The 12,143-nt window shown below is 69.8% G+C and carries 8 protein-coding genes; 5 read left to right on the forward strand and 3 right to left on the reverse strand.

The window, feature by feature from the left end; genetic code table 11:
• A partial coding sequence (locus GA0115259_RS18110; protein WP_107469209.1) for a bifunctional 3'-5' exonuclease/DNA polymerase occupies window positions 1-1,561 on the forward strand: 1,561 nt, incomplete at its 5' end.
• Between the two features lie 49 nt (window positions 1,562-1,610).
• Here GA0115259_RS18110 and GA0115259_RS18115 read toward each other — a convergent pair.
• The 3 genes from GA0115259_RS18115 to GA0115259_RS18125 all read right to left on the reverse strand — a co-directional run bounded on the left by GA0115259_RS18115 (window position 1,611) and on the right by GA0115259_RS18125 (window position 4,741).
• Window positions 1,611-2,945: a hypothetical protein gene (locus tag GA0115259_RS18115; RefSeq protein ID WP_202450107.1), complete on the reverse strand. Its 1,335-nt coding sequence runs from the start codon at window positions 2,943-2,945 to the stop codon at window positions 1,611-1,613.
• Between the two features lie 45 nt (window positions 2,946-2,990).
• Complete coding sequence (locus tag GA0115259_RS18120; protein WP_256098037.1) at window positions 2,991-3,533, reverse strand: SigE family RNA polymerase sigma factor; 543 nt, start codon at window positions 3,531-3,533, stop codon at window positions 2,991-2,993.
• A gap of 140 nt (window positions 3,534-3,673) precedes the next feature.
• On the reverse strand, window positions 3,674-4,741 hold the full coding sequence (locus GA0115259_RS18125; protein WP_237540146.1) for a zinc-binding alcohol dehydrogenase family protein: 1,068 nt from the start codon (window positions 4,739-4,741) through the stop codon (window positions 3,674-3,676).
• A gap of 141 nt (window positions 4,742-4,882) precedes the next feature.
• Here GA0115259_RS18125 and GA0115259_RS18130 point away from each other — a divergent pair, with 141 nt between their 5' ends.
• From GA0115259_RS18130 to GA0115259_RS18145, 4 genes are all read left to right on the forward strand, one after another.
• Window positions 4,883-5,140 carry a hypothetical protein gene (locus tag GA0115259_RS18130; protein WP_093597958.1) on the forward strand — a complete coding sequence of 86 codons (258 nt, stop codon included), beginning with the start codon at window positions 4,883-4,885 and terminating at the stop codon, window positions 5,138-5,140.
• A gap of 112 nt (window positions 5,141-5,252) precedes the next feature.
• Complete coding sequence (locus tag GA0115259_RS18135) at window positions 5,253-8,174, forward strand: SpoIIE family protein phosphatase (RefSeq protein WP_093597961.1); 2,922 nt, start codon at window positions 5,253-5,255, stop codon at window positions 8,172-8,174.
• A gap of 315 nt (window positions 8,175-8,489) precedes the next feature.
• A complete protein-coding gene (locus tag GA0115259_RS18140) occupies window positions 8,490-9,767 on the forward strand; it encodes a glycosyltransferase family 2 protein (protein WP_202450108.1) in 1,278 nt (425 codons plus the stop codon).
• Complete coding sequence (locus GA0115259_RS18145) at window positions 9,764-11,893, forward strand: right-handed parallel beta-helix repeat-containing protein (protein WP_093597967.1); 2,130 nt, start codon at window positions 9,764-9,766, stop codon at window positions 11,891-11,893. The genes GA0115259_RS18140 and GA0115259_RS18145 overlap by 4 nt, the downstream gene beginning before the upstream one ends.
• Window positions 11,894-12,143: the final 250 nt, after the last annotated feature.

The following is a 12,143-nucleotide window of genomic DNA, read 5'->3' on the forward strand; positions in this document are numbered from 1 at the left end:
GTATCCACGGCTGCTCGCGGCGGGCGTGCGGATCGAGCGGTGCTATGACATCGAGGTGGCGGAGCTGCTGCTGCTCGGCCACGAAGGGCGGCTCGGTGAGCCCAGATCGGCCGCCGCGGCCTGGGCCCGGCTGCGGAACGCGCCGGTGCCGCCCGATCCGCCGGCCCGCTCGGCGGAGCCGGGCTCCCAGTCCTCGCTGTTCGAGCCGCACGCGGGCGCGGGAATCCCGTTCGCGGGACTGCTCGATGTCTACGCGGAGCAACAGCGCAGACACCTGGCCGCCGAGCACCCGGGCCGGATGCGGCTGCTCACGGCGTCCGAGTCGGCCGGGATGCTGGTGGCCGCCGAGATGCACCGCGCGGGACTGCCCTGGCGGGCCGATGTGCACCGGGAGGTGCTGCACGAGCTGCTCGGCGAGCGCTACGCGGGCGGAGGCGAGCCCAGGCGGCTGGCCGAGCTGGCGGACGAGGTGTCGGAGGCCTTCGGGCGGCGGGTGCGGCCCGATCTGCCCGCGGAGGTGGTGAAGGCCTTCGCGCGGGCCGGGATCAAGGTGCGCTCGACGCGGCGCTGGGAGCTGGAGGAGATCGACCATCCGGCGGTCAAGCCGCTGATCGAGTACAAGAAGCTCTACCGGATCTGGACGGCCCACGGCTGGAGCTGGCTCCAGGACTGGGTGCGCGACGGCCGGTTCCGGCCGGAGTATCAGCCGGGCGGTACGGTCACCGGCCGCTGGACGACCAATGGCGGCGGAGCGCTCCAGATCCCGCGGGTGATCCGGCGCGCGGTCGTCGCCGACGAGGGCTGGCGGCTGGTGGTGGCGGACGCCGATCAGATGGAGCCTCGGGTGCTGGCCGCGATCTCCCGTGATCCCGGGCTGATGGAGGTGGCAGGACACGACGGCGATCTGTATACGGCGCTCTCCGACCGGGCGTTCTCCGGCGACCGGGCCCATGCGAAGGTCGCGCTGCTGGGAGCGGTCTACGGCCAGACCTCCGGCGACGGGCTGAAGAATCTGGCCGCGCTGCGCCGGAGATTCCCGCTGGCGGTGGCCTATGTGGACGAGGCCGCGCGGGCGGGCGAGGAGGGCAGGCTCGTACGGACCTGGCTCGGGCGGACGAGCCCTCGGGCGGCCGGTGCGGAGGACGCCGACGAGGCCGGGATTCCACAGGAGATACCCATGGGACCGGGAACGGGATCGGGCACAGGGCGGGGCGCGGATGAAACGGCGGGCGGTGGCGGTGAGTTCACTCCGGGCTACGCGTCGTCGAACGGCCGGGCCCGTGGCCGTTTCACCCGTAACTTCGTCGTCCAGGGCAGCGCGTCCGAGTGGGCCCTGCTGATGCTGGCGGCGCTGCGCCGGGCGACCGCGGACATGCGGGCCGAGCTGGTCTTCTTCCAGCATGACGAGGTGATCGTGCACTGCCCGGAGGAGGAGTCGGCGGAGGTCGCGAAGGCGATCCGCGCGGCCGGTGAGCTGGCCGGGCGGATCGCCTTCGGAGAGACGCCGGTGCGGTTCCCGTTCACGACGTCGACGGTGGAGCGGTACTCCGACGCGAAGTGAGGAGGAAGGCAGCGAGGCGCCCTGGCTGAGGAGCGGATGCGACAGGCGGTTACGGGATCGCGCGCCACTTCTTGCTGGTGGCGATCGCGATGAGCTGCTTCATGGTCAGCGCGGGCGTGCTGCGGGAGGGCGCGCTGTGCGGGCCACCGGCGTTCAGGGCGGAGATCACGACGCGCAGACCGTTGGGCCGCAGAGTGTCGGCGGTCCACATGGCGCCGCCCGGAACACCCTTGTCGCCCGGTCCCTGCTGGGTCGCCAGCAGTGTGCCGTCCGGCAGCGTGGTGGCCTTGGTGAACAGTTCCTTGGCGAGGTCCGAACTACCGGGCTGGACATTGATCTGCACCATGCTCAGGCCCTTGCCGTCGTCCACCACCACATACGCGTATTCCGCGCCCTGGCCGCCCTGGCCGGTCACCTTCAACCCGCGGGGAAGCAGTGAGACGAGTGTCTTGCCGGCATCGATCCCGGTCACGGTTCCGTCCACCCCACCGGTGGTGCCGTCCGCGGGCTCCTTGCCCGTCGGCGGTGTCGGAGGCAGCCGGTTCAGCGTTCCGCGCCACTTGTCCGAGGTGACCAGGGCCGTCAACTGCCCGGGATTCAGCGGCGGGTCGGCCCGGGAGATCTTCGCGCCCTTCTGCGACGGCGCGTTGTACTCATTCGCGTTGATCAGAAAGCCGTCGGAGGTGAGCAGTTCGGCCCGCCAGTTCTTGGTGTCCTCGCGCCGGTCGGGATATTCGTACCCTTGGAAGATCACGAGCCGGGCGCCGTCGGCCAGTTCCGTCTCCGTGCAGTCGTCGTACGGCGTGAAGACCCTGTCGGGGCAGGTTGCCTGCTGGGCGCTGTTCAGGCCGTTGGCGCGGGACAGCGAGACCGAGATCCCGGCCTTGCCCCTGCCGTCGTCGAAGACTCCCACCACGCTGGGCCCGCCGCTCTCGCCGATCTGGCGCTCCCGTGTCTCGCTCAGTTTTCCGGCGGGCAGCAGCCGGGCGAGAATCGCGGTCATACTCCCGCCGCCCGCCGCCGTGGGACCGGTGATCGTCCCCGGGGGCTCCGCCGCCCACTGGGCGCTCTCGGCCTTCCCGGCCTTCCCGACCTCCCCGGCGGCCTTCTGGTCCGGGCCCAGCAGGCCGGCTCCGTACCCGCCGCCGATACCGACGGCCGCCAGGGCGAGCACACTGCCCGTCACCGCGGCCGTACGGCGTCGGGCCAGCAGGCGGCGGCCACGCGTCACAGAGTTGTTCACCAGGACGGCCCGGTCCTGAGGCGCGAAGGTGTCGCCGGTGCGGTGTATCGCCTCGGCGAGTCCGTCCTCGAAGGACACGTCCTCGGAAGGCCCTTCGAGGGCTCGGTCCTGGGCTCGGTCGGAATGGTTGTCGGAGGGCATGGTTCGACCCCGCTTCCTGTTCGTTCAGCCGGACGGAATCAGTTGTCAGCGGTCGGCGAACTCGGTGAATCGGCCGCCCAGTTGCGCGCGCAGCTTCGCCAGCGCCCGCACCGATCTGGTGCGCACGGCGGCCGGGCTGACGTTCATCGTCTCGGCGGTCTCGTCGATGCTGCGGTCCTCCCAGTACCGCAGTACCACCACCGCACGGTCCTTGGGCGTCAGACGTCCGAGCGCGTCGAGGAGCGCGACACGTAAGGCGGGATCGTCGCCCGGGAGCGCGGCCGTGTCGGGAATCTCGCCGAGAGGCCGTTCGGTGGCCGAGCGCCGCCGCTGATGGGTGAGAAAGGTACGGACGAGAACGGTCTGCGCGTACGCCGCGGGATTGTCGATCCGGGAGACCCGGCCCCACAGTGCGTACATCCGGCCCAGGGTCTCCTGCACCAGATCCTCGGCGAGATGAGTGTCGCCGCTGGTCAGAAGGCATGCGGAGCGGAAGAGATGGTTGGTGCGGCCGGCCGCGAACTCTCTGAAGTCATCGGCGCGGGAGGTGGATACGCCCTCCCCGCCGATGCGTCCGAACAGCGCCACGCGCCGCATACTCGTCCCCGATCCCGGTCCCTGGGTCCGCGCGGCTGCTCGCCACGCGGTCCCCGTTCCTGCTGCTCACGTCCCTACAACTCATCGACGCGGTGGGCCCGCGGAAATGTTTCAGGGTAGGCCGGATGTGATCAGAAACCACTGAGAGTGATCTTGCCGATCGAGGTGCCCGACTCCTGGATCCGGTGCGCCTCACGGAGGTTGGCCGCGTTGACGGGACCGAGATCGCGGGTGGCGGTCGTCGTCAGCGCTCCCTGGTCCACAAGGCGGGCGAGCTGCGCGAGGACATGGCCCTGCTTCTGTCGGTCGGGAGTGCGGAAGAGCGAGCGGGTGAACATGAACTCCCAGTGGAAGGACAGGCTCTTCCGCTTGAGCACACCGATGTCGAGCGAGTCGTAGTCGTCGATCGACACGATGTGCCCGAACGGATTGAGGACTTCGGCATACGCCTTGATGTTCCGGTCGGTGGCCACCGTGCCGAAGATGTAGTCGATCCCGTCCGGAGCCACCTCCTTGAGCTGCTCGACCAGCGGGCGATGGTGGTCGACCAGGTGGTGGGCGCCCATCCTGCGGGCGAACTCGACGGTCTCCGGGCGCGAGGCGGTACCGATCACCGTCAGACTGGTGAGCGCCCGCGCGAGCTGTACGACCATGGCGCCGACTCCGCCCGCCGCCGCCGTCACCAGCAGTGCTCCGGTCTGCTCCAGGGCTCCGGTGCGCAGCCCCATCCGGTCGAAGAGCCCTTCCCACGCGGTGAGCCCGGTCAGCGGAAGCGCCGCCGCCTCGGCGTAACCGAGCGTGGCGGGCTTGGGGCCGACGAGGCGCTCGTCCACGGCGTGGAAGCGGGAGTTGGCGCCGGGCCGGTCGACCGCACCGGCGTAGAACACCTCGTCCCCGACGCGGAACAGCTCCACCTCGTCGCCGACCGCGACGACCGTGCCGGCCGCGTCCCAGCCGAGGACCTTGGGCTTCCCGCCGGGATCGGTGTTCCGACGGACCTTGCAGTCCACCGGATTGAGCGCGACGGCCTCCACCTGGACGAGCAGATCGCGCGGACCGGGCTCGGGGACGGGCAGTTCGATGTCCTCCAGACTCTGCGGATCGTCGATGGGCAGGCTCTTGCGGTACGCGACGGCGGGCATCGTCGTATCCGCGAAGGCGCCCTTACGGTCGGTGTTGGTGTTCGCGTTGGTGTTCATGCATTCACGCTAGGCCGTGGTTATCCGCAAGAGGAACCGCTGCCTACCGTGACCGGACACCCGTGGAGCGCCCGGCCGGTGGCCGCCGGCCGCCGGGCGCCAGTCGCGTGCCCTGGAGCGCTTCCGCGCGTTGTACCGATCATGAACTCGCATCGTTTTCTCCTCGCCGCGGCGGGCTCCGCCCTGCTGGCCGCCGTCCTTCCCTCCGCGGCCCAGGCGGCCGATCTCGGCGACACCCTGAGCAGCACCGCCAAGACCGCGTCGGCCGTCGGCGAAGAGGCCGGCCCGGTGGTGGAGGGCGTCATCGGCGACAAAGTGAGCAGGAAGGTGGCTGCCGCCAAGGGCGTCGTCAAGGGCAGCACCGACGCCGTCAAGTCGGGCAGGGAGCTGATCAGCTAGCGGCACCCGGACGGACCCGGATAGACCCGGAAGGAGTGGTGCTTGTGCGGGGTAAGGGACACCATGGACCCACAAGCACGCTTCTCATCCGATTTGGCTATGATTGGCGCATATGAACGAGCGGCTGGCTTTGCTGAATGCCGTGGACGCCGTTCTCCCGGAGACCGAGGTGCTGCGGCTCGCCCTCCAGCAGGCGGTCGCGGAGTTCGGCGGCCTCGGCGGGGCGGTTCATCTACGCGGGTCGGCGAACACCCAGCGCATGTATCTCGTGGCCGTCAGTGGTCTGCCCAGAGCGTTCACCCGATCGTGGGATGGGATACCGGACGGCGCTCCGAAGGCTCCGACGGAGGCCGTGCGCGAGGGCAGCACCGTATGGCTGCCCGCTCCCGCCGGTCTTGGCACCGGCATGGTGTCCACACCTCTCATCTCCCGGAAGGGACCGTTCGGGGCGCTCTCCGTGGTGACGACCACTCCCGGCGAGCCGGCCGCCGCACAGCAGGAGACGCTTCGGGCCGTCGCGGCATGGGCCGCCGAACGCCTCCGACGCGCCGGGGAACCCGTCGTCACGCCCCCGGATCGGCAGGCCGTGCCGGGGGCGCCCGATGCGCCAGGGACGCCCGATGTGTCGGGGACGACGTACGCGCCGGCGCCAGGGACTCCGGAGACGCCCGAGGCGGAGGATGTGCTCCGGGCGACACGTATCGGCTCCTGGGAGCTGCACGCGCCCTCCGGACGCCTCCATGTCGACGACTCCCTGCTGGAGACGTTCGGCTTCGATCCGGACACCTACGACGGCCGGACCGAGACCTGGATGAGCATCATCCATCCCGACGACCGGCCCTGGGTGGCCGGCGAGTGGGACCAGGCGGTGCGTACGTTCGGACTGATCGACCTGGAGTACCGGGTGCGCCGCCCCGACGACGGAACCACGATGTGGGCCCATGTCCGCGGACGCGCGGAGTCGGACGGCGACGGACGGCCCTACCGCGTCGTGGGCACGGCGTGGGACAGCACCGAGTCGGGCATCGGCCGTGATGCCATCCGCCGTGCGCTGCGCTTCATGAGCGACGGATTCCTGTCCCTGGACGGCGCGTGGCGGATCACCTTCGTGAATGTGCAGGCGGAGCGCCTGCTGAACTCCTCCCGGCGTCAACTGGTCGGCGCCGTGCTGTGGGATGTGCCGGTGGTACGGCGGGTGCCCGGCCTGGAGTCCCGCTGCCGCGAGACCGCCGCCGGAGCGACCGCCGTCGGCTTCGACGCGGAGTGGCCGGACACCGGGCGCTGGTTCCATATCCGGCTCGTTCCCGTACCCGACGGTCTGGCCTGTTACTTCGCCGACATCACGGAGGCCAGACAGCGCGAGGCGGACCGGGTGGCGGCCGAACGGCGGGCAGCGGAACGCGCGGCCCGTATCCAGGAGCTGACCGCCGATCTGGCCGAGGCGATCACCACCCAGGATGTGACCGACGCCGTCGCCCGGCGCGTGCTGCCGCCGTTCGGCGCCTCCGGACTGATCATCCAGGTCAACGAGGACGACCGGATGTGGGTCGTCGGCAGCGTCGGCTATCCCCAGGCGTTCCTGAACAAGGTCAGCGGCGCGTCGATGTCGGTGAGGTCGCCCGGCGCCGACCGGCTGCGCACCCGCGCGCCCTGGTTCTGCGCCACGCCGGAGGAGTACGTACGGACCTATCCGGAGCACGCCGACCGGCCGGTCGCGATAGGCAAACAGGCCTGGGCGTTCCTGCCGCTGATCGTCTCCGGGCGGGCCATCGGCGTCTGTGTGATCGCCTTCGACGAGCCGCACCACTTCACCGGCGAGGAACAGACACTGCTGATGGCGGTCAGCGGTCTGGTCTCGCACGCGCTGGAACGGGCCAGGCTGTACGACGCCGAGCACAGCCGCGCCCAGCAGCTCCAGCGCACGCTGCTTCCGCAGACACTGCCCGCGCTGCCCGCCGTCACCGCCGCCGCCCGCTATCTGCCCGCCGGGCAGAGCATGGACGTGGGCGGCGACTGGTACGACGTCATACCGGTCTCCGGCTGTCGTGTCGTCCTCGTCATCGGCGATGTCATGGGCCACGGGCTGCCGGAGGCGGTCACCATGGGCCGTCTGCGGACCGCCGTACGGACGCTCACCGACCTCGAACTGCCGCCCGACGAGATCCTGGTCCATCTCAACGACCTGATCGCCGGGCTCGGCGACGACTCCTTCGCCACCTGCCTCTACGCGGTGTACGACCCGACGAGCGGTCTCTGCACCTTCGCCCGCGCCGGCCATCCGCCGCCCGCCGTGGTCCGCCCTGACGGCACCGTGTCCTTCCCGGAGTCGGCCCCCGATCCACCGCTGGGCGCGGCCGAACCGCCCTTCGAGACGGTGGAACTGACGGTCCCCGAGGACGGCCTTCTGGTCTTCTACACCGACGGGCTGGTCGAGTCGGCCTGCCGTGACATCGACGCCGGGATGGGCCGTCTCGCCGAGCTCCTCGGCGAGCGCCCCGACGACGATCTGGACGAGCTCTGCGACACCCTCACCTCCGATCTGCTCCCGGCCGACCAGCAGAACGCCGACGACGCCGCGCTGCTCGTCGTACGAGCCCACCGGCTGGCCGCCGACGCCGTAGCCACCTGGACCCTGCCCGACGATCCGCAGTCCGCGGGCACCGCCCGGAAGCATGTGGGCGAACAGCTCGCCGCCTGGCATCTCGAAGACCTGGTGACCACCACCGAACTGCTCGTCAGCGAACTGATCGCCAATGTCGTACGGCATGCCCGAGGCCCTGTACGGCTGCGTCTGCTGCACAGCACGACCCTGGTCTGCGAGGTCTACGACGGCAGCCCCACGACGCCCCGCATCCGGCGCGCCACCGAGACCGACGAGGGCGGGCGCGGGCTCCAGATGGTCGCCGCGCTCTCCGAGCACTGGGGCACCCGGTACACGGCCACCGGGAAATGCATCTGGACCGAACAGCCTCTGGTCCTGCCGGACACCGCGGCACCGCTCATGGTCGTGCCCGGCCTGGACGAGGTCGCCTGACCGCCCTCCGGGCTCCGTCCGCCCCTCCCCTGCTCTCTCCCTTGCCCTCTCCGCCGGCCTCTCCTCGCGGGCCCTGTTCACCAACGGTGACCGAGGTGTGGAGGTATCCGGAGAAGAGTGAGTGAACCCTGCGTTTCAGGTGTGAAGAGTTACTCACATTGGCCCTAGATTCTCCCGTACAGTTGCGCGTCACGCGCATATCTGACTCAAATCAGTCGCCATGTGGGGTGGGGGGCACGGTAGGTGTCGGGCTTTTTCGATGAAATATGGTCATGGATCGTCACGGCGGTAGGAGAAACATCGTGGCGTGAGGTGATGCCACTGGGCCTGGCCGGCGCCTTCGTGTGGGCGCTGTGGCTCTACCGTGCGGTGCTCTCCCGTTTCGCGAGACCGGTGGTGAACGACTTCCGTACCACGGTCTCGGTCGTGGTCCCGGCCTATCGCGAGGATCCGGACATCCTGATGGACTGTCTGGAGACCTGGCTGAACCAGGATCCGGCCGAGATCATCATCGTGCCGGACGTGGAGGACACGGAAGTACTTCGCAGACTGGCGCAGGTGGAGGATCCGCGGGTGCGGGTGCTGGCGTTCGAGCACCGCGGCAAGCGGTCGGCCCTGGGTGTGGGCATCCGGGCCGCAACGAGCGAACTCGTCGTACTGGTCGACTCGGACACCCGCTGGCAGCCCGGACTGCTGGCGGCGGTCCAGATGCCGTTCATCGATCCCGAGGTCGGCGGCGTCGGCACCCAGCAGAACGTCTATCTCAGAGAGACCAGCGTCTGGCGGCGGGTGGCCGACTGGCTGGTCAACCTCCGCTACTACGACTACGTCCCGGCCATGGGACGGGCGGGCGCGGTGGCGTGTCTGTCCGGCCGTACGGCGGCGTACCGGCGCTCGGCGATCGAGCCGGTGCTGGAGAACCTGGAGAACGAGTTCTTCCTCGGCCGCCGTTGTGTGGCCGGTGACGACGGCCGGCTGACCTGGCTGGTGCTGGCGTCCGGCTACAGGACGGTGCACCAGTCGTCCGCGCGGGCGCTGTCGATGTTCCCGTCCTCGCTCTCCGCCTTTGTGAAGCAGCGTGTGCGCTGGAGCCGTAACTCCTACCGCTGCTATCTGACCGCGCTCTACAAGGGCTGGCTCTGGCAGGCACCGCTGGTCACCAAGATCACCGTGCTCCAGATCCTGCTGACGCCGGTGACGATGGGCATGGCGCTGGGCTATCTGCTCTTCAGCAGGCTGGAGCTGAACGGGCGGGGCGTGGTGCTCGTACTGATCTGGCTCATCGTGGGACGCGGTATCCGCGGCTACTCCCATCTGCGCAGATATCCGCAGGACATCTTCCTGCTGCCGCTGCTGGCGCTGGTGGTCATCATGATTTCACTGCCGATCAAGCTGTACGCCTTCGTCACCATGAACAAGCAGGGCTGGCTGACCCGTACCAGCACCAGCGTGGGCGGCGAGGGACAGGACTCCGCCTCCCTCATCAACGCGGGCCGGGCGGGCGCGATCCCGGGCGCGGCCTCCGTGCCCGGCCAGGCCTCCGGCGCGGCTTCGTCCGACGCGGCTTCCCGAGCAGGGGTGGTCCAGAGATGACTCACGAGCACAGACATGAGCAGGGACGCGAGCACGGACGCGCGGGCGGACAGCCCGGGTACGAGCACGGGCACGCACTCGGGTACGAGCACGGGCACGGACTCGGGTACGGGCACGGACTCGGGCGCGGGTACGGACGCGCGCGCAGGCGGTTCGGGTGGCGGAGCCTTCGTACCGCGCGCCTCGCGGCCGTACTGCCTCTCGCCGTAACCCTGTTCCTCGGCTCGTCGGCGCCCGCGTCCTTCGCCGCGCCGGCCGACGGCGGGGACGGGAAGGACGGACAGCAGATCACCACGGCCGAGGACGCCGAGAACGAGACCGCGCTCGTCGCCGAGGAGGACCACCGGCTGGACCAGGTCCGCGCGGTGGCCGCCGTCGCTCCGCTGAAGGGCCAGAAGTGGACGCGGCCGTACCGGCTGGACACCGGTGGCGGCTACACCCTGGTGTTCACACCGCGCACCCAGCCGTACGGCGTCTCCGACCTGCTCAAACTCGCGCCACAGACCTTTGTGCGCAGCAAGCGCGACGGCTCGTACCTGCTGACCGAGAACATCTATCTGCTCGCCGGCGCGAAGCTGAAGCTGTCCAGCCCGGGCGGGCTGACACTGCGGCTGGCGAGCAACAGCAGAGGCTTTGTCTCCATCGTCTCGTTCGGCGGCCGGCTCACCCTGGAGGGCACTCCGCAGGCGCCGATGCGGATCAGCAGCTGGGATCCCGCCACCAACAAGCCCGACACGGACGTACGGGACGGGCGGGCCTATGTGCGCGCCATCGGCGGCCAGTTCTCGATGACCCATTCCGAGGTCTCCGATCTGGGCTTCTGGAGCGGCCGTACCGGCGGTCTCAGTCTCACCGGCACCGACCGGCCCGACACCGGCAACATCAAGTACACGGACGGCGAGCAGGATCTCAACCGGCGTGAGCTGGCGGCGGCCGACGACAAGGCCGAGCAGGAGTCGGAGCAGACGCCCCGCGCGGGCGGTGTGATCGCTCAGCCCGCCGGTGAACTGGCGGCTCCGGACAGCCGGTTCTCGGTGCCCGATCTGTCCTATGTGTCCGCCGAGATCACCAACTCCACCATCTCGGGCAATCTGTACGGGCTGTTCCTCTCGGGCGCCACCGGAGCCAACATCATCCGGACCAAGGTGATCAACAACCTGGAGGACGGTGTGGTGCTGCACCGCGGCGTCACCAACGTGGTCGTGGACCGTACCGTCTCCCAGGGCAACGGCGGCGACGGCTTCGTCCTGTCCCGTGCCACCCAGCAGGTCCGCGTCACCGGTTCCAAGGCGCTGTCCAACGGCGGCAACGGCTTCACGCTCAGCGGCCGGCCGCTGGCCAACGGTCCTTCCGCCTCCGGTGAGACCACCGCCAGCTACGGCTCCAACTCGGTGTCCGACAGCACGGCACGCGACAACGGCCGGTACGGCATAGAGGTCTTCGGCGGTGTGAACGTCGGCGTGCAGAACAACGAGGTCGACGGCGGCGACATGGGCATCGTGGCCCGCGAGGACGCCACCAAGGTCGCCATCACCGGCAACCATCTGACCGGTCAGACGCGGCAGGGCATCTCCGTACGCGACGGAGTGTCGGCGGCCACGGTCACCGGCAACATCATCGAGGGCACCGAGACCGGTGTCTATATACGCGACTCGCAGGCCGAGGTACGGGGCAACACCGTCCAGGACGCGACCAACCACGGGATCTCCCTGGTGGGCGGCATCGACAAGTCCACCGTCTCGTACAACGTGGTGGCCGGTGTCGGCCCGAGCGCGGTGGACACCAGCCGGGCCCACGGCGGTGTCACGGTCAAGGAGAACCAGACCTTCGCCTGGCACGACACCAGTGCCTTCTGGGTCAAGTTCCGGCACTACGCGAGTCCGATGACGCTGCTCTGGGTCTCCATCCTGCTGCTGATCCTGTTCTCGGCGCTGCTGGGCGCCCGGCGCAGCAGCCGTCGTGGCGGTGTGGAGCGCCTGGGCACCATCCATCCGTACGCGGACAAGAAGCCGTTGCCCAGCGCGCCCGCCACCGAGCTTCGCGGCGCCGGGACAGAGGTGAACGGGACCAGGCCGACCGGGCGGCACAGAATTCCGGCGATGACGGTCGGGCCCGGGCCGACGTAGCAGCCGCCGGGCGGGCCTGGACCCGGGGCCTGGGGCCTGACCCTGGCCGACGTTCATGTACGACGAGGTGCCGGTCCCACGAGGGCCGGCCCTGGTCCCATCGGGTCCTTGGTCCCATGAGGGCCTTGGTCCCATCAGGGCCGATCCTGGTCCCCAACACATTCCCGCGAAGCCGGAGTTACCGACGATGTCATCCACGCCGCCACCGCCACCGCCCCAGGCTCCGCCTCCGGCCGAGCCGCCGCACTCA

This window comes from Streptomyces sp. MnatMP-M17 (genome assembly GCF_900091995.1).
GTDB lineage: Bacteria > Actinomycetota > Actinomycetes > Streptomycetales > Streptomycetaceae > Streptomyces.